18 protein-coding genes and 1 riboswitch are annotated in these 24,536 nt (G+C 71.2%); of the genes, 9 read left to right on the plus strand and 9 right to left on the minus strand.

Annotated features, from left to right (window positions below):
* Positions 1-23: 23 nt before the first annotated feature.
* Positions 24-150, minus strand: a riboswitch (cobalamin riboswitch).
* Between the two features lie 107 nt (positions 151-257).
* Both CLV67_RS20020 and CLV67_RS20025 read right to left on the minus strand, forming a co-directional pair.
* Positions 258-1,808 carry a gluconokinase gene (locus tag CLV67_RS20020; RefSeq protein WP_106320505.1) on the minus strand — a complete coding sequence of 517 codons (1,551 nt, stop codon included), beginning with the start codon at positions 1,806-1,808 and terminating at the stop codon, positions 258-260.
* A gap of 143 nt (positions 1,809-1,951) precedes the next feature.
* Positions 1,952-3,235 carry a citrate synthase gene (locus CLV67_RS20025; RefSeq protein WP_106320507.1) on the minus strand — a complete coding sequence of 428 codons (1,284 nt, stop codon included), beginning with the start codon at positions 3,233-3,235 and terminating at the stop codon, positions 1,952-1,954.
* 172 nt (positions 3,236-3,407) lie between these two features.
* Between CLV67_RS20025 and CLV67_RS20030 the strand changes: the two genes are divergently transcribed.
* On the plus strand, positions 3,408-4,217 hold the full coding sequence (locus tag CLV67_RS20030; protein WP_170153929.1) for a universal stress protein: 810 nt from the start codon (positions 3,408-3,410) through the stop codon (positions 4,215-4,217).
* A gap of 29 nt (positions 4,218-4,246) precedes the next feature.
* Positions 4,247-6,577 carry a putative bifunctional diguanylate cyclase/phosphodiesterase gene (locus CLV67_RS20035; RefSeq protein ID WP_106320511.1) on the plus strand — a complete coding sequence of 777 codons (2,331 nt, stop codon included), beginning with the start codon at positions 4,247-4,249 and terminating at the stop codon, positions 6,575-6,577.
* Positions 6,578-6,586: 9 nt separating this feature from the next.
* Here the strand turns inward: CLV67_RS20035 and CLV67_RS20040 are convergent, their stop codons facing one another.
* A complete protein-coding gene (locus CLV67_RS20040) occupies positions 6,587-7,219 on the minus strand; it encodes a hypothetical protein (RefSeq protein ID WP_203737183.1) in 633 nt (210 codons plus the stop codon).
* An 85-nt stretch (positions 7,220-7,304) separates the two neighbouring features.
* Here CLV67_RS20040 and CLV67_RS20045 point away from each other — a divergent pair, with 85 nt between their 5' ends.
* From CLV67_RS20045 to CLV67_RS20060, 4 genes are all read left to right on the plus strand, one after another.
* Positions 7,305-8,078, plus strand: a complete 774-nt coding sequence (locus CLV67_RS20045) for an exodeoxyribonuclease III (protein WP_106320513.1) — start codon at positions 7,305-7,307, stop codon at positions 8,076-8,078.
* Positions 8,079-8,139: 61 nt separating this feature from the next.
* Complete coding sequence (locus CLV67_RS20050) at positions 8,140-9,786, plus strand: PP2C family protein-serine/threonine phosphatase (RefSeq protein ID WP_106320515.1); 1,647 nt, start codon at positions 8,140-8,142, stop codon at positions 9,784-9,786.
* Positions 9,786-10,841 (plus strand): cobalamin B12-binding domain-containing protein, encoded by a 1,056-nt coding sequence (locus tag CLV67_RS20055; RefSeq protein WP_106320517.1) that lies wholly within the window; start codon positions 9,786-9,788, stop codon positions 10,839-10,841. The genes CLV67_RS20050 and CLV67_RS20055 overlap by 1 nt, the downstream gene beginning before the upstream one ends.
* Before the next feature lie 1,432 nt (positions 10,842-12,273).
* The gene (locus CLV67_RS20060) at positions 12,274-12,516 is read left to right on the plus strand and encodes a hypothetical protein (RefSeq protein WP_106320519.1); all 243 of its coding nucleotides are present in this window, start codon (positions 12,274-12,276) and stop codon (positions 12,514-12,516) included.
* 124 nt (positions 12,517-12,640) lie between these two features.
* Here the strand turns inward: CLV67_RS20060 and CLV67_RS20065 are convergent, their stop codons facing one another.
* From CLV67_RS20065 to hrpA, 3 genes are all read right to left on the minus strand, one after another.
* Positions 12,641-13,375: a LamG-like jellyroll fold domain-containing protein gene (locus CLV67_RS20065; RefSeq protein ID WP_106320521.1), complete on the minus strand. Its 735-nt coding sequence runs from the start codon at positions 13,373-13,375 to the stop codon at positions 12,641-12,643.
* A gap of 58 nt (positions 13,376-13,433) precedes the next feature.
* On the minus strand, positions 13,434-13,808 hold the full coding sequence (locus CLV67_RS20070) for a DUF6401 family natural product biosynthesis protein (RefSeq protein ID WP_106320523.1): 375 nt from the start codon (positions 13,806-13,808) through the stop codon (positions 13,434-13,436).
* Positions 13,809-13,889: 81 nt separating this feature from the next.
* Positions 13,890-17,804, minus strand: coding sequence for an ATP-dependent RNA helicase HrpA (gene hrpA, locus CLV67_RS20075; protein ID WP_106320525.1), 3,915 nt, complete (start codon positions 17,802-17,804; stop codon positions 13,890-13,892).
* Positions 17,805-17,932: 128 nt separating this feature from the next.
* Here hrpA and CLV67_RS20080 point away from each other — a divergent pair, with 128 nt between their 5' ends.
* Positions 17,933-18,304, plus strand: coding sequence for a response regulator (locus CLV67_RS20080; RefSeq protein ID WP_106320527.1), 372 nt, complete (start codon positions 17,933-17,935; stop codon positions 18,302-18,304).
* Here CLV67_RS20080 and CLV67_RS20085 read toward each other — a convergent pair.
* Entirely contained in the window at positions 18,301-20,640 is a 2,340-nt protein-coding gene (locus CLV67_RS20085; RefSeq protein WP_239166424.1) for an ATP-binding protein, read from the minus strand. The genes CLV67_RS20080 and CLV67_RS20085 overlap by 4 nt on opposite strands.
* A gap of 34 nt (positions 20,641-20,674) precedes the next feature.
* Positions 20,675-21,772: a sporangiospore maturation cell wall hydrolase GsmA gene (gsmA, locus tag CLV67_RS20090; RefSeq protein ID WP_106320529.1), complete on the minus strand. Its 1,098-nt coding sequence runs from the start codon at positions 21,770-21,772 to the stop codon at positions 20,675-20,677.
* Between the two features lie 189 nt (positions 21,773-21,961).
* Here gsmA and CLV67_RS20095 point away from each other — a divergent pair, with 189 nt between their 5' ends.
* Together CLV67_RS20095 and CLV67_RS20100 are read left to right on the plus strand one after the other, a co-directional pair.
* Entirely contained in the window at positions 21,962-22,870 is a 909-nt protein-coding gene (locus CLV67_RS20095) for a phosphatase PAP2 family protein (RefSeq protein WP_106320531.1), read from the plus strand.
* 242 nt (positions 22,871-23,112) lie between these two features.
* The gene (locus CLV67_RS20100; protein WP_106320635.1) at positions 23,113-23,637 is read left to right on the plus strand and encodes a YflT domain-containing protein; all 525 of its coding nucleotides are present in this window, start codon (positions 23,113-23,115) and stop codon (positions 23,635-23,637) included.
* Positions 23,638-24,422: 785 nt separating this feature from the next.
* Here CLV67_RS20100 and CLV67_RS20110 read toward each other — a convergent pair.
* A partial coding sequence (locus tag CLV67_RS20110; RefSeq protein WP_282958708.1) for a sigma factor-like helix-turn-helix DNA-binding protein occupies positions 24,423-24,536 on the minus strand: 114 nt, incomplete at its 5' end.

Genomic DNA, 24,536 nt, shown 5'->3' on the forward strand with positions numbered 1-24,536 from the left:
CGGTGCGGGTGTCCACGCCCGCGCGTCGGTTGTCACGAGCGGCCGGAGTTCCTGGCTCCCGGAAGCCCTGTCGAGGGCCTCCGGTCACAGTGGCGGGACCGTCCCGGATTCGCACCGGGTTCCTCCGCTACCGCTCGCCGGTCACTCTTCCCGACCGGCCGGGCACCCGTCAACGCGGGGTCCGTCACGCCGGACCCGGCTGTGTCGCACCGCTGGCTCGAGCGCGGTGAGACAGCGGTGCGGCACAGCCGGGGTGATCAGGATTGGACGGCCTTCTCGGTGCCGGGCAGGGGTTCCGGGGCGAGACGGTCGAGTTCGGCGACCACATCGAGGACTGCCAGCGCGGACTTCTCCACGAGCGGCCGCAGCCTGCGGTAGAGCTCGGCGTCGTCCGGGTCGGGGGTGACCGGCCGGCCGGTGGGCACGAGCGCGGCCGCCTCGTCCAGGTCCGGCAGTTCGCCGAGGGCGTGCCGGGCGAGCAGGCAGGCGCCGAGCGCGGTGCCCTCGGGCACGTCGGCGACGGAAACCGGCAGATCAAGGGCGGCGGCGAGTACGTCCACCCACAGCTTCGACGCGGCCGCGCCACCGGTGGCCCGGATCTCGGTGAGCGGGTTGCCCTCGGCGTCGAACGAGTCGCGGACCAGCGCCAGCTGCTGGCAGACGCCCTCGACGGCGGCCCGGACCAGGTGCGGGCGGCCGTGCTCGCGGCGCAGTCCGAGGTAGGCGCCGCGCAGGCCGGGCCGCCACCACGGGGCGCGTTCGCCGAGCAGGTAGGGCAGGCAGAGCAGCCCCTCGCTACCGGCGACGACCCGGGACGCCTCCTCCAGCAGGGACGCGTCGCGTTCGTCGGCGTCCTCGCCGTCGCCACCGGGGACCAGGGTCTGCCCGGCCCAGCGGACCACCGAGCCGGCGTTGTTGACGGCTCCGCCGATCACCCAGCGGTCCTCGGTGAGGGCGTAGCAGAAGAGCCGGCCGGCCTCGTCGGCGGTGGGACTTCCGACGACGGTACGCAGCGCGCCGCTGGTGCCGAGCGACACCGCTCCGATGCCGGGCGGGGTGGCGCCGACCCCGAGGTTGGCCAGCGGCCCGTCGGCGGCGCCGATGATCAGCGGGGTGCCGGGGTCGAGCCCGGTGGCGGCGGCGACCTCGGCGCTCAGGCGCAGCGCCTGGGTGGTGGGCACCACCTCGGCGAGCTGCGACGGGCGTACTCCGGCGATCTCGAGGGCCTCGTCGTCCCAGCGCCGGGCGTGGATGTCGTAGAGGCCGGTGCCGGAGGCGATCGACAGGTCGACCAGGAACGGCCCGCCGGCCAGTGCCGCGACGACCAGCTCCTTGACCCCGCCCCAGCGTGCGGTGCCACGCAGGGTGTCCGGGTCGTGCTCGGACCACCAGGCGAGTTTGGGCAGCGGGGACATCGGGTGGACCGGGGTGCCGGTGCGGGCCTGCAGCTGCCTGGCCCGGCCGTCGGCGACGATCCGCTCACACTGCGCGGCTGCCCGGTTGTCGGCCCAGGTCACGACCGGGCCGGCCGGCTTTCCGTCGGCGTCCATCGGGACGAGGGCGTGCAGGAACGAGCTGAGACTGACAGCGATCACCCGGTCGCCGTGTTCACGGCAGGCGGCGGACACGTCGATGAGGGCCTTCAGCGCCGCGTCGGCGAGCTGGACCGGGTCGAGCTCGGCGCGGCCCGACGCGGGCACGGCGAGCGGGTAGTGAACGCTGGTCAGGGCGCGGATCTCACCGCCCGGCCCGGCGGCGACGCCCTTCGTCGAGGTGGTCCCGGTGTCGATGCCTATCACGACGTCCATGCGCGTCCTCCCGCTGAAATCCCTGCCCTGCGAGCCTTTCATGCCCGCGGGGGCCACCGCGCAAGCCCGGTCGCGGCCGGAACGCGGACGCCCCGCCGGCAGTTGCCGGCGGGGCGTCCGTGAAACGATCAGACTGGAGCGGGTCAGCGCTGGTCGAGCGGCACGAAGTCGCGGACCGGAGAGCCGGTGTAGATCTGCCGCGGGCGGCCGATCTTGTTGGCCGGGTCGGTCATCATCTCGCGCCACTGCGCGATCCAGCCGGGGAGCCGGCCGATCGCGAAGAGAACGGTGAAAGCGTTCGTCGGGAAGCCCATGGCCTTGTAGATCAGACCGGTGTAGAAGTCGACGTTCGGGTACAGCTTGCGGGAGATGAAGTACTCGTCGGAGAGCGCGATCTCCTCGAGCTTGAATGCGATCTCCAGCAGCGGGTCCGGCTTGTCCAGGGTGTTCAGCATCTCCTGGGCGGCCTTCTTCACGATGGCGGCGCGCGGGTCGTAATTCTTGTAGACCCGGTGGCCGAAGCCCATGAGCTTGACGCCCTTTTCCTTGTTCTTCACCCGGGTGACGAACGAGGTGACGTCTCCGCCCTCCTTGCGGATCTGCTCGAGCATCTCGAGCACCGCCGCGTTGGCGCCGCCGTGCAGCGGACCGGACAGCGCCGCGATGCCGGCCGAGACCGACGCGAACAGGTTGGCCTGCGAGGAGCCCACCAGGCGCACCGACGAGGTCGAGCAGTTCTGCTCGTGGTCGGCGTGCAGGATGAACAGCATGTCCAGGATCTTGGCGATCTTGGGGTCGACGTTGTAGTTGACCGTGGGCAGGCCGAACGTGAGGCGCAGGAAGTTCTCGACGTAGTCGAGGGAGTTGTCCGGGTACGGCAGCGGGTGGCCGATGGACCGCTTGTAGATGTACGCCGCGATAGTCGGAAGTTTCGCCATCAGACGGATGGCGGAGATGTCGACCTGCTCCTCGTCGAGCGGGTCGAGCGCGTCCTGGTAGAAGGTCGACAGCGCGGTGACCGCCGACGACAGCACCGACATCGGGTGCGCGTCACGCGGGAAGCTGGAGAAGAAGGTGCGCATCTCCTCCTGCAGGAGCGTGTGCACACGGATCTTGTCCGCGAAGTCCTGCAGCTGAGCCGTGGTCGGCAGCTCACCGTTCATCAGCAGGTAGGAGACCTCCAGGAAGGTGCTCTTCTCCGCCAGCTGCTCGATGGGGTAGCCCCGGTATCGCAGAATGCCCTGGTCACCGTCGATGTAAGTGATCGCCGACTTGGTCGACGCGGTGTTCACGAAACCCTGATCGAGGGTTACGTAACCGGTCTCCTTCAGCAGAGCACTGACGTCGATGCCGCCCGGCCCGTCGACGGCCTTCGTGACCGCCATCGACAATTGACCACCGGGGTGGTCGAGCTTGACATCCGTCATGTATTTCCCTCACTTCACCGGCAGATGTCCCAAAGATTTTGCCGTTCACCGTAAACCCTCAACCTGAATGGGTCATCAGGTGGCCACCGGTTGAGGCATTGGTCACCAGTACGTATGGGTCGTTGCGCCATAGACAATGGTCGGTATATTGCGACTTCGTTACGGAGGGCCCATGCAGATCCCGAGTGACGGACCCGTCGTCCTGGGAGTAGGCGATCCGGCGACCGACGCGGCCGCGGTCCGCCTCGCCGCGCGGGAGGCGGCCTCCCGCGGGCGGGTGTTGCAGGTCGTGCACGCGTTCGCCGGGCCCGGCGACGCCGGCTGGGGTCCGGCCCGGCGGGTCGCCTCGCTCGTTGTCGACGAGGCGGTCTCCATCGCCCAGCGTTCCACACCTGGCGTCGACGCGCGGGGTCAACTGGTGGATGGCCCGCCGGGACGGGTTCTTCTGCGCCTGAGCCGCGGCGCCGTCCTGGTCGTGGTGGGCGGCCCGCTGATCGAGGTGGTGGCGCGGGCCTGGTGCCCGGTGGCGGTGGCACGGGTCCATCGCACACCGTCCGGACCAGTGCTCGCGGCGGTGGACGGTTCGCCCAGCTCGGTGCTGGCGCTGCGGTTCGCGGCCGAGGCGGCCGGGCGGCGCGGCGGTGCCGCGCACGTGGTGCACGTGGCCGAGCCCGGGCGGGAGTCCGACGGGGAGCGGGTGCTCGACGACGTGCTGGCGCGGGCGTCGCGGGCGACGGCCGTACGCCCCCTTCTGTTGATCGGTAGTCCGGGAGCCACCCTGGTCCGCGCGTCCCGCAAGGCCGGGATGATCGTTCTCGGTCCGCGCGGTGTGACCGCGTCCGGACGGCTCGGCACGATCGCCCGCGAGGTGCTGCACAGCGCGGCCTGCCCGGCCGTGTTCGTGCACGGAGCGAGCCGCCCGGCAGGTTTCGTGAAGCCCGGTGATGCGGTGCCCGTATTGCTACCGTTGACGCATACATAGGTCTTCGGGCTGTACGAGAGGAATGCCCGGTGCGATCGGTACTCCCGCCGGGAATCGCCCGCCGGCTCTGGCAGGTCATGGCCGGCGGCGGGATCCTCGCCACGGTCGTCTACACCGTCTTCCCCTCCTCGGTCCTGAGCAATGTGGCGTTCGCCGGGCTCGCCGTCACCGTGGTGGCAGCCTGCTTCATCGGGCCGCGCCGCTGGGCGGCCGAGCCCCCGTCAGCCTGGCGCAGCATGGCCGCGGCCGCTCTGCTCTTCATGATCGGCGTACTGATCCGGCCCACCGTCACCGACATGGCGATGCCGTGGCCGCTGCTGGCCGACGCCGCCTCCTTCAGCGGATACCTGCTGCTCGGCGTCTTCGTGCTGATCCTGCTGCACCGGCGCGGCAGCCTCGACCGGCACGCCGCCCTCGACGGGCTGACCGTCTGCCTCTCCGCCGGTGTCGCCAGCACCCTCCTGCTGGCCCTGCCCGCCGCCGCGATCGCCGACCGGGACCCGGTGCTCTCGCTCATCCAGGGCACCTACCCGCTCTTCGACATCATGCTGGCGCTGCTCACGGTGAACCTGACCTTCACCGCCAAGCACTGGCCGGTCAGCCTGATCGGGCTGCTCACCATGATGATCGGGATCTTCGTCGGCGACCTGGCGTACGCGATCGAGGGCGTCAGCGGCAAGATCTACGGATCACCGCTGCTCAACGTGCCGTTCATGCTCGCCTACACGGCTCTCGGGGTGGCCGCGCTGCACCCGTCCGTGGCGGACATGGGCCGGGCCGCGAAACCGCCGGTCCAGGCCTGGTCGTGGCCGCGCATGTCGCTGCTTCTGCCCGCGCTGGCCGTACCGTACGCCCTGCTGCTCACCCCGGTCTCGCGGTCGGCCACCGGACGGAACCTGATCGCGGTGGCCGGCTGCCTGTCCGTCGCCCTGCTGCTGATCCGGGCCGTCTCCGCGGTCCGCGCCCAGGTCGCCGCCCAGCTGCGCTCCGAGCACCAGGCCACCCACGACCCGCTGACCGGCCTGCCCAACCGGCAGTCGATGACGTCGCAGATCGCCCGCCTTGTCACCGTGGCCGATCCGGAGGGACACGACCGGGTCTGGGTCTACATGCTCGACCTGGACGGCTTCAAATGGGTCAACGACTCGTGGGGGCACGACACCGGCGACCAGCTGGTGATCGAGGTCGGCCGGCGGCTGCGCAGCACGGTCCCGGGCAGCATCCCGGTGTCCCGGGTCGGCGGCGACGAGTTCCTGCTCGGCTTCATCGGCGAGAAGGGCGGCGCGCTGCGCCTGGTCGACGACATCCGCGGCTGCTTCGCCCGGCCGTTCACGGTCCGCGACCACGACGTGGTGATCAGCGCGTCGATCGGCATCTCGCACGCCGAGGGCGACCCGGACAACGCCACGGTCACCGCCGAGGCGCTGATGCGCGACGCCGACACCGCCATGTACCGGGCCAAGGGCGAGGGCCCCGGCCGGTCGACCATCTTCGACACCAGCATGCACGCCCAGGTACGCGAGCGCATCGAGCTGGAGGTCGCGCTGCGGCAGGCGCTCGCCGATGAGCAGCTGCACGTGGCGTACCAGCCGATCGTCCGCCTCGAGAGCGGCATACCGGTCGGCGCCGAGGCGCTGGTCCGCTGGCTGCACCCGGAACGCGGGGCGATCCCGCCGATGACGTTCATCCCGATCGCCGAGGACGCCGGCCTGATCACCGCGATCGGCACCTGGGTCCGCAAGGAGGCGCTGCGCCAGCTCGGCGTGTGGCGCTCGGAGGGGACCGTCGGCGACGACTTCTACCTGTCGATCAACGTGTCGCCGCGGCAGCTGTCCGACCCGGAGCTGCCGCTGATCGTCTCCGGCGAGATGATGCGGTACGGGGTGCCACCGCACTGCGTGGCCCTGGAGATGACCGAGTCGGTGATGGTCGACGGCTCCAGCGTGACCTCGCGGGTCCTCTTCGAACTGCGCGAGCTGGGCGTGAAACTGCTGATCGACGACTTCGGCACCGGTTTCTCGGCGCTGGGATACCTGCGCCGCTTCCCGGTCACCGGCGTCAAGATCGACCGCTCGTTCGTGACCGGGCTCGGCGTGAACCACGAGGACGACGAGATCGTCCGTGCCGTGGTGGCGATGAGTCACGCCCTCGGCCTGTCGGTCATCGCCGAGGGCGTCGAGACGCCGCTGCAGCGCGAGGCGCTCTATGCGGTCGGTGTCGTCAACGGGCAGGGCTGGCTGTGGGGGGCGGCGGTGCCGGCGCCCGAGTTCGCCCAGCGCTGGCGGGACGTGGTGCTGCGCGGCCCGGAGATCCCGGCGATCGTGTCGAACCCGTCGGGCCGGCACCGCCGGCCCGACTGAGATCGGCCGTCAGACCCGCGACGCGCGCCGCTCGGGCTGGCCGTCCGAGAGCTTGTTCGGCAGGCCGCGCCGCTCGGCACGCCGGTACGGCTTGTCGTCCTTGGGGAACTCGTACATCCAGAACGACTGGGCGTCGAGCCGCGTCGGCTGGGCGCGTCCGGCCGACGACGCCCGGCTCAGGATCATCGCGATCATGCGGGGCAGCTGGTTGCGCTCCTCGTTGAACCCGCAGATGTCGAAGAAGACCTTGCCGTCGACCTCCTCGATCGGCGCGTACATCGTGCGCTGCAGGGCGACGAACACCCCCTGGCCGCGGTGTCCCAGCGCGGAGCCCGCGAACAGGCAGTAGAAGAGCCGGTGCTGCTCGTACAGCTCGGGCCAGTGGTATTTGAAGTAGTCCGCCGAGATCAGCGGGATCGACTCCAGATCGTTGGTGATGGTGCCCATCCCGGCGATGCCGTCGTCGTCCACCGCCACGTGCTTGTCGATGCGTTTGTCGTGCATCACCTCCTCGAACTCGTGCCGGTACATCAGATGCCGGTTGACCGCGAGGATCCGCAGGTCGCTGAAGCAGTCCCGGTAGAACTCCCAGGCCTCCTCCATCAACTCGGCCGGCAGTTCGTCCATGATCTCCACGCGCATGTCGTCGCCCCCTCTCGAGGACAAACCTTCCAAAGACCCCGCGGCTGTGAGGGCAACTCCGGCGATTCACCGGTAGAAATCGGGTATGCGCTTCGCGACGTGGAACGTCAACTCGGTCAAGGCCCGGCTGCCCCGCCTGCTCGACTGGCTCGCCGGCACCGCCCCCGACGTCGTCTGCCTTCAGGAGACCAAGGTCGCCGACGACGGCTTCCCCTCGGCCGAGGTCGCCGAACTCGGTTACGAGACGGCCGCGTACGGCCAGGGCCGCTGGAACGGTGTGGCCGTGCTCTCCCGCATCGGGCTGGACGACGTGCGCCGCGGGTTCACCGGCGTGCCCGGCTATCCCGAGCCGGAGGCGCGCGCGGTCAGCGCCCGGTGCGGCGGCATCCGCTTCATGTCGGTGTACGTGCCGAACGGCCGCACCCCCGACGACCCGCACTACGCCTACAAGCTGCAGTGGCTGGCCGCGCTGCGCGAGGCACTGATCCCGGACCTGAAGGCGGGGCCGCTCGTGGTCGCCGGCGACTACAACGTGGCACCTGCCGACGCCGACGTGTGGGACATCACGCTCTTCGCGAATTCCACCCACGTGACACCGCCGGAGCGGGCGGCGCTCGCCGCGATCCGGGAGATCGGCCTGACCGACGTTCCGGCGCGGGCGCTCAAGGGTGATCATCCGTTCACCTACTGGGACTATCGTGCCGGGATGTTCCATCAGAACAAGGGCATGAGGATCGATCTCGTGTACGGCAGCGCCGACGTCGCCGAGCGGGTCACCGACGCCTACGTCGACCGCGAGGCCCGCAAGGGCAAAGGCCCCTCCGACCACGCCCCGATCGTGGTTGATCTGACCGATTGACGGGGGAGCACGTAGGCTGGTGTCGATCCTGGAAGCGCGACGACAAGGGCAGGAGGCGGCGATGACGGCGCTCAGACCGGCACCGGCTCTGCTGGAGGCCGCGTTCGAAGCCGCCCGGGAAGCCATGGTCCTGTGCACCGCGGATCGGGTGGTGGTGATGGCCAACGAGGCCGCTCGCCACCTGCTGCCCAGCGCACGTCCCGGCAGCCCGGCCCCCGCGCCCCTGCCCGCCGACGGAGCCGACTCCTTCCAGGCCGAACACGAAGGCCGGCAGCTGTACGGCATGCGCCGCGAACTGGACGACGGGCACCACGCCTGGTTCCTCCGCGACCACACCGAGGAGCTCGCCCGCACCACCGCCCTGGAGGTCGAACGCTCCCGGACGGCGTTCCTGGCCGAGGCCGGGCGGCGGCTCTCCGCGTCCCTGCACATGCGGCGCTGTGTGCGGACCGCGGTCGAGCTCGCCGCGACGCACCTGGCCGACGCCGCCATCGTGGTGCTGCCGCCGGAGCGCCGGCAGAGCGCCTGGACCCGGCTGCTGCCCGGCCTGCCGGTCGAGGAGGGCACGCTGCGCGAGCCCCAGCTCGGCGAGGTGCCGGGCCTGCTCGAGGCGCTCGGTGGTTTCCCGCCGATCCCCAGCCGCTGGCTCGACCCGTCGCAGGCCCCCGGCTGGCTGGTGCCGGCCGGGTTCGGTCCGGTCGGCGCACTGCTGGTGATCCCGCTGCCCGGCAACGCCGAACCGGCCGGGGCGCTGATCCTGGCCCGGTGCGGCCCGGCAGCCGTCTTCACCAGCGAGGACGAGGTGCTGGCCCGGATCTTCGCGGCCCGCGCGGGAGCCGCTGTCTCGGCCGCCGTCCTGTATCGCGAGCAGGTCGACACCACGGCGATCCTGCAGGCCGACCTGCTGCCGCCGGAGCTGCCCGAGCCCGAGGGATTCGAGCTGACCGGCGCCTACCAGGCCGCCCGTGAGGGCCTGCGGATCGGCGGCGACTTCTACGACGTGTTCGGCCCGGCCGGGGCCAGCACCGACACGGTGATCGCGCTCGGCGACGTCTGCGGCACCGGCCCGGAGGCCGCGGTACTGACCGGCAAGGTCCGCCAGACCCTGCGGGCGCTGCGCCTGGTCCACACCGAACCCGCGGCGATGCTCACGGTGCTCAACGAGGCGCTGCTGCAGCAGTCGTCCCGGCAGCCCCGGTTCGTGACCATGGTCATCGGCTCGGTGCACCGCATCGACCACGGCCGGGTCCAGCTCGAACTCGCCAGCGGCGGCCACCCGGCGCCCCTCGTGCTGCGCCACGACGGCTCGGTCGAGGAGGTCCCGACCAGCGGCACCCTGATCGGCGTGCTTCCGCGTACCGTCGTGCGGCCCGCGACTGTCGAACTCGCCCCCGGTGAGCTGTGCCTGCTCTACAGCGACGGCCTCACCGAGGCGCGCGGCGGCCCGACCGGCACCGAACAGTTCGGCGAGGGCCGCCTGCACCAGGCGCTCAGCGAGTGCCGCGGCATGCCCGGCGCCGTCGCCGTCGAACGGATCCGGCAGCTCGTCTCCGACTGGGTGCGCGGCGGCGACTCCGACGACATCGCCATGCTCGCGGTCCGCGCGCCGACCCGGACCCCGCTCAGCCTGCGCGGCGGTGGCGCGCCCGCGCAGTCCCCGTACGTCATCGCCGCGCGCCGCGGCGACCGGCGCCCCAGGAACTTCTGATGACCGCACCCGGCGGCACGATCACACCTGCGGTCAGCGGGGCGATCGCCGGCCACTACCTCGGTCTGGTCGCCGACGGTGACGAGCTGGGCGCCACCGAGCTGGTCGACGATCTGCTGAAGGACGGCGTCCCGGCCCAGCGGGTCATCGTCGACCTGATCGGCGCCACCCAGGCCCGGGTCGGCGACCTGTGGGCCGCCAACCAGTGGTCGGTCGCCCGCGAGCACGCCGCCACCGCCGTCGGCGAACGCGCCCTGGCCGCCGTCGCCGCCCGGACCACCACGCCCACGGCCCGCGGCCGGATCGCCCTGGCCTGCGTCGACGGCGAGTGGCACGGTCTGCCCGCCCGCATGCTCGCCGAGCTGCTGCGCCTCGACGGCTGGCGCGTCGACTTCCTCGGCGCCAGCGTCCCCGGCCGGCACCTGATCACCCACCTGCACCAGACCGGCCCCGACGCGGTGGCCCTGAGCTGCATGATCCCCACCCGGCTGCCCCGGGCCCACGCCGCCATCACCGCCTGCCGCTCGGCCGGCGTCCCGGTGATCGCCGGCGGCCGCGGCTTCGGCCCCGGCGGCCGCTGGGCCGAACGTCTCGGCGCCCACGCCTGGGCCGCCTCCGGCGAAGAGGCGGTCACCCTGCTGGCCGACCGCTGGCCACCGCGCAACATGACCGACTTCCCGCTGCCCGACGGCGAGGCCTTCATCGGCGACGAGGAGTACACCCATCTGGTCCGCTCCCGCCCCCAGCTGATAGCCACGGCGATGGACCGCCTGCCGGTCGCCTATCCGCCGGCCCACGACTACGACGACGCCCAGCTCGAGGCGACCACCGACGACATGGGCCACATCGCCGACTTCCTGGCGGCCGCCCTCTACATCGGCGAGCAGACCATCTTCACCGACTTCACCGAGTGGACCACCTACGTCCTGCAGTCCCGCGGCGTACCGCCGACCGCCCTGCGCATCGGCCTCGGCCTGATCCGCGATCAGCTGGTCGACTTCCCGACCGCGACGTCCATGCTCGACGCGGCGCTCGCCGGCCTGCCAGCCCGCTGACCCGGTTCCGCAGCCCTCACCGGCCGATTCCGCGGGCTTCCGGCGCCCAGCCACCCCAACCCCACAGGATCCGCAACACCACCCACCCCGCTCCCACCCCTCCTGTCGCTCCCCTCCCCTCCTTCCCTCCCCTCCTTCCCCGCAGACCTTGCGACTTTCAGCCGCCCCAGCCACCCCAACCCCACAAGATCCGCAACACCACCCACCCCGCCACCCACCGCGTTCCCCCCTCCCTTCGCTCCCTCCCTCCCCTCCTCCCCCGCAGACCTTGCGACTTTCAGCCACCCCAGCCACCCCAACCCCACAAGATCCATGGCGCCCGCCCACCCCGCACCACCCACCGCACCCTTCCCCTTAGACCTTGTGACGCTCGGCCACCCCAGCCACCACAACGACACAAAGGTCCGCAGCACCACCCACCTACGCCACCCGCCGCGTTCCCTCCCTTCCCCGCAGACCTTGTGACTTTCGGCCATCCCAGCCACCTCAACCCCACAAGATCCACGGCATCGCCCACCGCGCACACCGCGCCGGGTGGGGTTGGCCGAGGTGCGACGGGCCGGGCGCGATGGGCGGGCGAGACGCCGCAGGCCGAGGCACGATCAGCGGGCGAGACGCCGCAGGCCCGGGGCACGATCAACGGGCGAGACGCCGCAGGCCGAGGCGATGCGCAACGAGGACGGCGAGGCGCGACGGGCCGGGCAGAGGTGCGGTCGGCGGGACGGGACGGCGAGAGCAGCGGGACGGGACGGGGCCGGCGGGCGGGGCCGGCGGGACGTACGAATAAATGGATGGCGGTGGCCTGAGGGGCGGATTAGCGTTAGCGCCATGCTGTGATGCCTTCCCGACCGCCGCCTGCCGCCCGCCGCAACCGCGTCGTGGCCGTGGGCCGCGTTGATCTCCGTGAGCCGAGCCTGGGCCGGAGTGGGATGGTCCACGCGTCTCTCCGTTCAGGGCTCCGGCACGTCCGGGTAGGGCTTCACGCGCCTTCCGGGCTTTCCGGCCGTTCCTTCCGGTTCTACGAACGGCGCAGCGATCATCTTCGTATCGCGAGCCCGCCGAACCGTGATTCCGGCCCTCATCGCTGAACATCGAACGCCCCAGAGGCGCGAGTACTTCTGCCGCCCGCGTGGAGCGACGAGCTGCCCCCTCAGAGCCGCCATGAGTTGCCCCCTCGGAGCCCTTACGAGCTGCCCGAGCGGGCAGCCACGAGCTGTCCCGTCGGAGCAGCCATGAGCTCCGCAGGGAGCAGCCACGAGCCGTCCCGAGCGGGCAGCCACGAGCTCCGCAGGGAGCAGCCACGAGCCGTCCCGAGCGGGCAGCCATGAGCTCCGCAGGGAGCAGCCATGAGTTGCCCGCGTGGGTCCGCAAGGAGTCGCTCGCTTATGGGTCCGCAAGGGCTCCCGTGTGGAGCCGCAAAGGAGGTCGCCTTATGCCTGCCAAACCGTTTTCCGTACACCTGAACCTCGACGAGATCGCCCAGCAGGACATCGCCGCGGCATTGCGCCCGAGCAACGCCACCGGTGGGCCGGACGGCCAGCAGACCGATACGACCGCCGCCCATCACGGTGCCCGCGACGCCCGCCAGGCGGCCCGGGAACGCTCGGGCCGGGATCACGCGGGCCGCGCCGGCCGTGCCTCCGGTGGCCGCTCATACGTGTTCCGCCGAAGCTGAGAGCCACCGGCACCAACAACGGCGGGCAGCCGTCCTAAGGGCGCCGGCGGAAGACGAGAACGCCCGGTGTCGCAGATCGCGACACCGGGCGTTCCACTGTGACCAGAACGAATACCGACCCGGATCAGAGCAGCTGGACGAGGACCTCGTCGAGCTGGCCGTGATACATGTCGCCGTTCGCGGCGAGGTTGGGGCCGCCGACACGCAGCGGCATCGCGTTGTCGACCGAGGCGGTGGCCGGCAGGGTGACCTTGGAGCCGGCCACACCGTCGACGGAGACCGCGAGGGTGGTGCCGATCCGCTCGCAGACGACGCGGTGCCAGGCACCGTCGGCCACGGGGCGGGCGGAGATGGCGGAGAAGGTCTGGCCGGTGGTGCGGGCGACCATCACGCACTGGGCGCGACCGGTCTTGCCGGTGACCTGCATCTTCCACTGGCTCTCGGCGTCGGCCACACCCTTCTGCATGATGTTGGCGTTGCCGCTGAGCTGGGCGGTGGTGAGGCGGACGCTGGCCGCCCACCGGAAGTTGCGGGTGCCCGGGTCGAGGTCGACGTCGTCGGGCGCCTCCATGAGGGCCTTGGCGCAGGTGACGGCGTTGGCGGCGCAGACGCCGGGGAAGGCCGCGAAGCGGTTGGTGCCTTCGGTGTTGATGGCGACCTGCCCGTTGGCGGAGCCGCGGATGGTGAGGGCGGTGCCCCGCCCGGACAGTTCGGAGACTCGGCCTGCGGTGGCGCCGCCGTCGAAGCTGTAGCGGGCTACCAGGGCCGGGCCGGTGGGCTCGGCGGCCGCGTGGGCGGGGGCGCCGAGCAGGGGCAGCGTGAGCATGGCGGTCAGGGCCGACAGCCTGAGGATCTTCATGAGACGAAGATGGCCTACTGGGCGTTTTGGTGCTTAGAGTCCGGAACAATGTAGCCCGTTAGAGGAGGCCCTCCGCCTCCGCGATCATGCAAACGGCGACCAGGCGCAGCAGCGGGAAGCCGGCGGCCAGCCACTCGGCCGTGGTCATCGGGGCGAAGCCGGGCTCGGGCAGCGGACGGCCGATCCGGGCGGCGCCGGCCGCCATCGAGCGGGCGTAGGCGGCCAGCCCGTCGGCGTCGGTGATCCGGCCGGCGTCCAGCAGGGCGTCGCGGACCGCGGCGGCGTGCTGGTCGAGGCGGGCGAGCAGGGCGGGCTCGGCGAAGGCGGCGGTGAGCCCGTCGACACCGACCCGGGCCATCATCTCGTCGAGGAAGGCGCCGGCCGGGCGGGCAGCGGCGACAGCGGCGGTGATCGGGGCGGCGAAGTTCGTCATGCCGAGAACCCTAGGAGGCGCCGCCCGGTCACGACAGGGGCGTGACCGAACGGCACCTACAGCGCACCGAGCTGCAACCGACTAGAGCGGCAGAGCGTCCATCGCCTTGAATATGCGCTTGTCGGAGACGGGGTACGCGGTGCCGAGCGCCTGCGCGAAGTAGTTGATCCGCAGCTCCTCGATCATCCAGCGGATCTCCCGCAATCCCTCGGTGGCGGGACCGTTGGCGGGTGCTGAATTACGCAGTTCGCGGTACTCCGACTCGATCTCGTGGATCTGCGTGGTCAGCTGACGGTCGCGGGCCAGACTGCCGCCGAGGCGGTCCAGCCGGTGGACGATGCCGCGCAGGTAGCGAGGCATCTGGTGCAGCTGACGCCATCCGGCCTCGGTCGCGAACCCGGCGTGGACCAGGCCCTTGAGCTGCTGCCGGATGTCGGCGAGCGCGGGCAGGTAGGCCGGATCACGCAACGACTTGAGGCGCTGCTCCACGTCGTACGTCGTGGCGAGCACCGCCCGCACCTGGGTGACGAGGTTGGCGACCGCGTCCACGAGGTCCTGCCGGACGGTGTCGCGCAGGGACGCGAACTCGACCGACGACCACACCGGGCCGCCCGCGTCGGCGACGAGCCGGTCCACGGCGGCGCCCGCGCAGTCGTCGAGCAGGTCGGCGATCGACCGGTACGGGTTGGCGCGCGACAGCTCGAGTTTGGCACGGTTGTCGAGCCGCCCCTGCAGGAAGCGCGCCGCCGGTGGCAGCGTGAGCATCAGCAGTCGACGGGTGCCGGCGACCATGGCGACCCGCTGGGACGCCTCGTCCTCGAACACCCGGATCGCCACGCTGTCGCCCTCGTCGACCAGCGCCGGCCACACGTTGACCTCGTATCCGCCGCGCACCTGGGCGACGCGCCGTGGTATCGCGCCGAAGTCGTTGGCGGTGATGCCGCGCCGCTCGATGTTGCCGGCCGCCTTGGAGATGGTGGCCTGTACCTTGGGCGCGAGCTGGCGGCGCAGCACCTCGAGGTCACGGCCCTCGGCGACGACGTCACCTGCTTCGTTGACGATCCGGAAGTTCATCCGCAGATGCTCGGGCACCTGGTCGGGCCGCCACGCGTCGCGCGGCACGATCGTGCCGGTCAGCCGCCGCAGCTCGTTGCCGATGGCGTCGGGCAGCGGCCCGCGCCGCACCGGCACCCGGTCGAGGACGGCCTCGGCCCAGTCCGGTACCGGCACGAAGCTGGTGCGCAGATGCTTGGGCAGGGCCCGGATCAGCGCGATCACGACCTCCTTGCGGAAGCCGGGCACCGACCAGCCGAAGTCGTCGGCGTCGATCTTGTTGATCAGGTCGAGCGGCACCCGCACCGTGACGCCGTCGGCGGGTGAATTGGGCTCGAAACTGTAGGAGAGCGGCATCTTGATGCCACCGGAGAGCCACGCGTCCGGGAACTGGTGGGGGTCGATGGTGTCCCGGCCCGCATTGACCAGGTCCTCGCGGGTGAAGGTCAGCAGTTCGGGCTTCTCGTGCCGGGCGCGTTTCCACCAGCCGTCGAAATGGCGGGCGGAGACGACCTCGCCCGGGATCCTGGCGTCGTACAGCGCGTAGACGGTCTCGTCGTCGACCGCGATGTCACGCCGGCGTGCCCGGTTCTCGATCTCGGTGATCTTCTCGAGCAGTCGTTTGTTCTCGCCGAAGAACTTGTGGTGGGTCTCCCAGTCGCCCTCGACGAGCGCGTGCCGGATGAACAGTTCCCGGGAGACGACCGGATCGACCTTGCCGTAACCGACGCGGCGCCGCCCCACGATCGGCAGTCCGTAGAGGGTCACCTTCTCGAACGCCATCACGGCGCCCATCTTGCGGTCCCAATGGGGCTCGCTGTAGCTGTGCTTGACCAGGTGCGGAGCGAGTTTCTCGGCCCATTCCGGCTCGATCCGGGCGTTCACCCGGCCCCACAGCCGGCTGGTCTCGACCAGTTCGGCGGACATCACCCAGCGCGGCTGCCGCTTGAACAGCGCGGACCCCGGGAAGATCGCGAACTTCGCTCCGCGCGCGCCGACGTACTCCCGTTTCTCCTGGTCCTTCATGCCGATGTGGCTGAGCAGACCCGCGAGCAGGGCGGTATGCACCGGTTGTGCCGCGACTCCGGCCTCCCAATCCTCTTTCAAAGACAGATTGAGGGTACGGGCGACCTGCTTCAGTTGTGAGTAGATGTCCTGCCACTCACGCACCCGCAGATAGTTCAGGAATTCGCTGCGGCACAACCGGCGGAACTGGTTGCCGGACAGCTCCTGCTGTTTCTCCCGCAGATAGCGCCACAGGTTGAGATAGCTGAAGAAGTCCGATTCCTTGTCGGTGAACCGGGCGTGTTTCTCGTCGGCCTGCTGCTGTTTCTCGGCGGGCCGCTCGCGCGGATCCTGGATGGACAGCGCACCGGCGATGACCATGACCTCGGCCAGGCACTCCTGCCGGTCTGCCTCGATGACCATGCGGGCCAGGCGCGGGTCGACCGGGAGCTGGGCGAGCTGGCGTCCCATCGGGGTGAGCTTGCGGTCCTCGAGCGCCCCGAGCTCCTCGAGCAGCTTGATGCCGTCGGTGATGTTCCGCTTGTCCGGCGGGTCGATGAACGGGAACTTCTGCAGATCGCCGAGGCCCAGGTTGGTCATCTGGAGGATGACGCTCGCCAGGTTCGTGCGCAGGATCTCCGGCTCGGTGAACTCGGGACGCTGCTCGAAGTCCTCCTCCGAGTACAGCCGGATGCAGATGCCGTCGGACGTACGACCGCATCGGCCTTTTCTCTGATTGGCGCTCGCCTGGGACACCGGCTCGATCGGGAGCCGCTGCACCTTGAGCCGATGGCTGTAGCGGCTGATCCGGGCGGTGCCGGGGTCGATGACGTAGCGGATGCCGGGGACCGTCAGCGACGTCTCGGCGACGTTCGTGGCCAGCACGACGCGCCGCTCGCTGTGCCGTTCGAAGACCCGGTGCTGTTCGGCGGCCGAGAGCCGGCCGTAGAGCGGGATCACCTCGGTGCCCCGCAGATCCTTCTTGTTCAGCGCGTCGGCGGTGTCGCGGATCTCCCGCTCGCCGGAGAGGAAGACCAGGATGTCGCCGTCGCGGGGCAGCTCGTCGACGGCCGCCGCGATGCCGTCGATCTGGTCGATCGGCTCCTCGCGGATCTCGTCGTCGTCGATGACCGTGGTGGTGAGCAGCGGGCGGTAGCGCACCTCGACCGGATAGGTCCGCCCGGAGACCTCGATCACCGGCGCCGGCTTGCCCGCAGCGTCGGCGAAGTGCTGGGCGAACCGCTGCGTCTCGATCGTGGCCGACGTGATGATCAGCTTGAGATCGGGCCGCCGGGGCAGCAGGTCACGCAGGTAGCCGAGGATGAAGTCGATGTTGAGGCTGCGCTCGTGCGCCTCGTCGATGATCAGCGTGTCGTACCGGTACAGCATCCGGTCGTTCTGTATCTCGGCCAGCAGGATGCCGTCGGTCATCACCTTGATCATGGTGTCGTCGCTCACCTGGTCGGTGAACCGCACCTTGTAACCGACGGTGGACCCGAGCGGCCGGTCGAGCTCCTCGGCGATCCGCTCGGCCACGGTGCGGGCCGCGATCCGGCGGGGCTGGGTGTGCCCGATCTGCCCGCGGACGCCACGCCCCAGCTCCACGCAGATCTTCGGGATCTGGGTGGTCTTGCCGGAGCCGGTCTCGCCGGCGACGACGACCACCTGATGGTCGCGGATCGCGGCGGCGATGTCGTCCTTGCGGGCGCTGACCGGCAGCGCCTGGGGATAGGTGACCCGCGGCACCGACGCGAGGCGGCTCTGCAGGCGCAGCCGGGCCTGTTCGGTCTCGGCCGCGATCTCGGCGAGCACCGCCGAGCGGGCGCCGTCGTCGCGGATGCGCTTGGTCCCCTCCAGGCGGCGCTGGAGCCGCCGCTGGTCACGGGGCAGCAACTCGGAGATCTGGGTACGCAAGGTGGCGGCGGGCGTTATCGACATGGCGGGCCAAGAATAGGCGCAAGCGGGCCGGAACGCCTGGTGATTAACGCCGCCCCGTGTCCCGCGGCCACGGTGCGTCGATAACCCGGATGACGGGATCACCGCCACGAGCGAAGAAGAGGCCGACTGTGATCGTAGTTGCCGAGGATCACGACGATATCCGGTACGTGCTCAAACGCTCCCTGGAACGCGCCGGGCACCGTGTGGTGGCCGCGGCGGACGGGGCGTCGGCACTGGAGGCGATCCGGGAACACCGGCCCGACCTGGTCGTCACGGACGTCGACATGCCCCGGATGACCGGGCTGGACCTGTGCCGCGCGATCCGGGCCGACGACACCCTGCGGCACATCCCCATCGTGGTGGCGAGCGGCTCGCTGATGCCGGGCGACAACCTGGCCGAGGACGCGGGCGCCTCGGCCACGCTGCTCAAGCCGTTCGTGCCGGCACAACTGCTGGCCCTGATCGCCCAGCTGCTTCCGCCACGGGTGAGCGCCGACTAGTCCTGGCGCTGGTGGCGGCGTTCCGGGATCGGGGCTCGCAGACGGCCCGGGGCGGGCTCGTCGGACGGCACCACGCCGGGCGGCATGACGAGGCCGGACAGGCTGGCCGCCTCCATCATCGCGGCACGTTCGGCCAGAGCCCGTTCCAGGGCCGCGCGGACGGCGTCCTCGTCGTCGGCCGCGCTGTTGTCGGTGCTGCTCATCTCGGGCTCCTCACTGAGGTCGGCGGCGGGCAGGGTGAACCAGAAACGCGTACCCCCGCCGGGGTTGTCGGCGACGCCGATCTCGCCGCCGTGCCGCTGGACGATGCGCTGGCAGATAGTCAGGCCGAGGCCGGTGCCGGAATAGCCCGCCGCGGCCGCGGTGCGGTGGAAGGTCTCGAAGATGTGCGGCTTGTCGTCGTCCGGGATGCCGATGCCGGAGTCGGCGACCTCGATCCGTGCCATGCCGGGTTCCGCCGTGCCCGCGGCGATCTCGACCCGCGGCGTGCCGCCCGGCCGGACGTACTTCATCGCGTTGCCGATCAGGTTGTCCAGGACGTGCCGCAGCATGGCCGGGTCGGCCCGCACCGCCGGCAGCGGTTCGAGCGACCACTCCGGTGCCGGGCGGTCCGGTCCGAGGCCGACGATCCGCTCGTCGATGATCTCCCGGACCATCGCGGCCGGGTCGACGGCGACCGCGCGCAGCGGCGCGTGCCGGGCCGTGGTGTAGGCGAGCATCGTCTCGATCAGCCCGTCCATCCGGTCCACGGCCTGCACGATGCGGCGTAGCCCGTCGCGGATCTCCGCGCTCTCCGGCCAGCCGTCCGGCACGTCTTCGAGGACCAGCTCGGCAAGCCCGCGGGCCGTCGACAGCGGCGCCTTCAGGTCGTGCGCCACCACCCCCGCGAAGATCGACAGGTCGGTCTCGTAGCGGCGCAGCTCGGTCACGTCGCGGCAGACGGCGACCGCGCCGTGCTCACCGGCGCTCGGGTCGAGGGGCCGGCCGTCGATGCTGAGCAGCATGCCCTCCGGGCGCCCCGGGTTACGGATGATCACCTCGACACCGTCGGTGGACTCACCGCCCAGCGCGCGGATCAGCGGCATCTCCTCCAGCGGGAACGGTGTCCGGCCGTCCGGCCGGAAGACGCCGAAGTGCTCCTGCCACTGCTGCGGGCCGTCCGGCCGTTCCTTGACGCCGAGCAGCCGCCGGGCCGCCGGATTCTCCAGCAGGAGCTCGCCGCGCGAGCCGACCACGGTGACGCCGTCGCTGATCGTCGTCATGATGGCGCCGAGCAGCTCGGCCTGCCGGCGGCTCTTGCCCTCGGCCTCGCGCAGTCCCGCGGTGGCCGCCTCGACCTGGGCGCGGGCCCGGGCGCGGCCGGTTGCCAGCACGTGCACCTGCCAGGCCAGCAGCCCGGTGAGGATCAGCCCGCCGGCCAGCACGACCACCGGCAGGTACCACCCGGAGCCGACCAGGTGCCGGAAGTCGCCGTGGGTCTCGAGGATCCAGTCCCGGTCGCCGACCCTGATCAGGTCGGAACGGTGCAGGTCCGGCGAGCCGGGGCCCTCCCAGCCGGCGACCTGATGCCGGGTGCCGTCGGCGTTGACCGAGAGCAGTTCTCCGGAGATCTGCCGTTCACTGACCTTGATCAGGATGTCGCTGAGGAAGTCGCCGAGGCGCAGGCTCGAGGTCACCCAGGCCTGGAAGTGCGGGGTGTTCCCGGGCGCCCAGACCGGGACGGCCAGGATGAAGGACTTCTGCTGCTCGGCCGCCGGCACGTCGCGGCGGTCCCGCGCCAGGACGTAGGCGTCGGAGACCACCATCTCGCGGTTGTCGCGGGCCTTCGCCAGGGTCTGGGCCAGCAGCGCGTTCGCGGCGCCGTCGGCGCCCGAGGGGTTGACGGCCTCGGAGTCGTCGAGATAGCGCACATAGACGCCGAAGTAGTGCTCCGTGAGAGCCGGATCCGGGTGGAGGGTGACCGTGGCGCCGCGGTCACGCCACAGCCGCTGCGCCTCCTCGACGTCCTCGGTGCGGACCGGTACGAGATAGGCCACCGACGCCGCGCCCATCAGCCGGGCGTCGGCCAGCGGGGCGGTCGCCCCGTCCCACTCCTCCCAGGTCAGGTCGGGGTCGTTGACGAGGCCGGCGGCCAGGGTCTCGAGCAGGCGGTGGTAGCGCTCGGTCTCGCTGCGGATCGCCCGCAGGGCCATCTCGTGGCGCTGGCTCATCTCGCGGGTGGCGGTGTCGCGCTGGGCCGAGTAGAGGGCCGCGGCGGACAGGACCGTGGCGATGAGGCCGGTCAGAAGCACGAAGACGGAGAGCAGCGGGCCGGTGGCCCGCTGCGCTCCGTTCACTCGTCGCTCCACCATACGGAGCGTATGCCGCTAATTACTTCCAGGTGTCGTAGCGGTACAAATCGTATTTCGTCATGATGCCGGTGACCTTGGTGTAGTACTTCGGGTCGGTCGCGTACCCGGCCTTCCACACCGTCCAGATGAACTTGTTCGCGTCCTTCGTGTGGGTGAACGCGGGGGCGTACCGCTTGTTGTTCCTCAGGAAGTGACCGTGGTCGCGGAACGAGCGCGCCATCGACGCGTACGTCCGGAAGGCGTCCGACGTCTCGAAGCACTTGCCGGCCTTGTCGCACTCGGTCGTGCTGTAGACGTGGCACCCGCTGGCGTGCGGACCGTGGTAGCCGTTCTGGCACTTGATGCCGAAGTAGTTGCGGTCGGTCGCGGAGAGACTGCTGCGGCCCCAGCCGGACTCCAGGATCGCCTGCGCGATCGTCACCGACGCCGGCACACCGTACTGTTTCCAGCCCTGCTGGGCGCCGGACGACGCGGCCGCGATGAACTGCTCCGGCGTGAGGACAGGCGCGGGCGTCACCGGGGGCGCGGGGCAGGCCCCGACCGTGCCGGAGATCACGTACGCGTGCGAGATGTACTGCCCGTCGGACAGCCGGTCCCACTGGGTGGTGGTCCGCACCGTGCCGGCGACCTTGGCGCCCTGCACCGAGCAGGCGATCTTGACGGCCGCGCCGTTGGCGGCCTTGCGCACCACGGCGTTGTGGGCGGAGGGCCCGCTGCGCACGTTGACCGGGCCGTCGGCGGTGCGGACCTTCCCCGCGATGTACGTCTTCGAGCTCACCGGCGTCGAGCAGGCCGGGATCGCGGTCGCGCCACGGACGTACGCGTGCGACACGTACCGCCCACCGGCCAGCCGGTCCCACTGTGCCGTGGTGCGCACCTTGCCCCGCACCTTCTGTCCGGTCACCGCACAGTCCACGGTGATCCGCTGTCCGTCGCGCAGGGTGCCCACCACACTCGCCGTCCAGCTGGGCCCGGAACGAACCTTGAGCTCGCTGTTCACGTCGACGGTCACCGGAACCCCGGCCGCCTGCGCGGCGAGCGGGCCGGTCACCGCCCCCGCCCCGGCGGCAAGCACCAGCAGAGCGCCGGTGAACAGTCGTCGGGTCGTGTGCCTCATGAGTCCCCTTCGCCCCGGCCGAAGCCGGATATATCCGTCGGCATCGGATACGAAGGTCCGTCCCGGGCGTTGCGCCCGCGGGGTCCGATCGGGTGCACTCACGTTGCCGTGCTTGGAAACCGGCCGGACGGGGAAAGCCGTGTCGGCGTCGCCGAGCCGCTTCGGCGTCGCCACTCCAGGAGGTCCTCGATGACGGCAGTCGCGTCCCGCCCGGTCACCGCCGACACCGGCAACCGCTCGCCGGGCAGCACGTGGCACACTCTCAGCCCGCTACTGGCCGCGGTCCTCGCCGCGGTCGGCGCGTGGGCCGTGCACCGGCTGTTCGTCGGCACCCCACTCGGACAGGAGCTGGACACCGCGGCGCTCCGGGGCGGGGACTTCGACCATCCGCGGGTGAGCGAGGTGCTCACCCGCACGCTCGACGCCACCCGCCTGGCCGTACTCGCTCTGGTCTGTGTCCTGGCCGCCGTCTTCGGCGTGCTGCGCCGGCGCCTCGACCTGGCCGTCGCCTCGGCCTTCCTGGTGGTCGCCGCCAACGTGATCACCCAGCAGCTCAAGGCGAACCTGGACCGCCCGCTCCTGGACGCCTTCCCGGCACCCAACTCGTGGCCCAGCGGGCACGCCACCGCCGCCGCCTCGGCCGCGTTCGTGCTGGTCCTGGTCTTCCCCCGGGCACTGCGCGGCACCGTGGGCCTGGTCGGCGCCGGCTATGTCGCGATCGTCGCGGTGGCCACCGTCTGGGCCGAGTGGCACCGCCCCAGCGACGTCATCGCCGCCCTGCTGATCGTGCTTGCCTGCGGTTGCCTCACGGTCTTCGGCGTACGCCTGCGCCGCACCGGACCGGCGCCCCGCATCCACCTCCCGAACCGCCTGGTCATGGTGGTCCTCGGCGCGGCCGCGGCGATCGCCACCGCTGCCGGGATCTTCGGGATGGCCTCGGTGGCCCTCTCCGAACGCGCCCTGCCCGACCTGGTCTCCGGGCGGTTCGCCTTCCTCACCGGCACGGCCGGCATCGTCGCCGCCACGGCCGCGACCTTCATCGTCTGGGTCCGGCTCACCGCCGGCGAGCCCGCGCCCCTCAAGGGAGACAAAGAATGAGCACCCCGTCCCACGATTCACCCACCAGCCCGATCCCGCCCGCCGACTCCCCCACCGCACCGATCCCACCCACCGCGCCGGCCGACTCGCCCACCGCCGTCATCCCGCCGGCGACCTCACCGGCTTCTCCGGCCGCCACGCCCTCGACGGCTCCTCCGGCCGCCACGCCCTCACCGGCTTCTCCGGCCGCCGCGGCCTCTCCCGCGGCCGGGGCGGGTACCGCGGCCGGGGCGGGTACCGCGGTGCCGCCCGGTCCCGGCGGCAGCGTGCCCGCGCTGCCCGCCCAGACGACCGGAACCGGCATGGCGACCGGCCCGACGGCTGTGGTCGGCACCTACCCCGAGTACGCGCTGGCCCAGCAGGCGGTCGACCACCTGTCGGACAACAAGTTCCCGGTCCAGCGGACGTCCATCGTCGGCACGGACCTCCGCCTGGTCGAGAACGTCCTGGGCCGCCTCACCACGGCCCGGGCAGCGGTGGCGGGCGCGGCCAGCGGCGCCTGGTTCGGCCTGTTGATCGGCCTGTTCTTCGGCATCTTCAGCGACTCCAGCTGGATCGCCGTGCTCCTCACCACGGTCGTCATCGGTGCCGTCTGGGGCGCGATCTTCGGCGCCATCGCCCACGCGGCCACCGGCGGACGCCGCGACTTCACCTCCCGCAGCTCCCTGCAGGCCGCCACCTACGAGGTGCACGCCGACGCCGACGTCGCCGACGAGGCCCGCAGCCTGCTGATCAGCCTCAACTGGCGGGCCAGCGGCGCTCAGTGACAGGTGGTCCGGCGGCCCGGGAAGCTCACGATCCGAGCTCCCCGGGCCGCCGTCATCTCAAATCCGATGTCGTACGGACGTGGCCGGCACCCGACCGCACCGGCAACGTCCCGGACTACGACGCGACGCAGGCGGGACGTCCGGGCCTCAGCGCGACCGCCGGGGCTGAGGGCGACCCCTCGCCCTTCAGCCGAACCCGCTACGCGGCCGCCGCCACCAGCCTGCCCCACCCCAACGTGGCGACCCACGAGCCGCGCCTCACCACACAGGACGCCCCAACCCCGGCGTGGTGACCTACGCCCACCCACAGGCCGCAACTCACCACACAAGACGCACCACCCCCAGCGTGGTGACCTACGCCCACCCGCAAGCCGCAACTCACCACACAAGACGCACCAACCCCGGCGTGGTGACCTACGCCCACCCGCAAGCCGCAACTCACCACACAAGACGCACCACCCCCAGCGTGGTGACCTACGCCCACCCGCAAGCCGCAACTCACCACACAAGACGCACCACCCCCAGCGTGGTGACCTACGCCCACCCGCGGGCCGCTAATCACCACACAAAGCGCCACCCGCCTCTGCGTGGTGACCTACGCCCACGGGTGCGCCGTAGTTCGCCACGAACAGGGCGGCCGGTCGGCAGCGTGGTGATCTGTGGACGGCGGTGCCCTGCCGGACATGACGGCGAGCGGTGGCGGGGCCATCACAGCTGTGCCGTATCGCTGTCTCGAGGCGGCGAAGACAGCGATACGGCACAGCCGGGGCTCAGCGTTCGCCGGCTTACTCGGCCAGCTGGCGGCGCAGCTTGGTCAGGGCCTTGGTGAGCAGGCGGGAGACGTGCATCTGGGAGATGCCGATCTGCTCGGCGATCTGGCTCTGGGTGAGGTTGCCGTA

The organism is Actinoplanes italicus (genome assembly GCF_003001815.1).
GTDB classification, from domain to species: domain Bacteria; phylum Actinomycetota; class Actinomycetes; order Mycobacteriales; family Micromonosporaceae; genus Actinoplanes; species Actinoplanes italicus.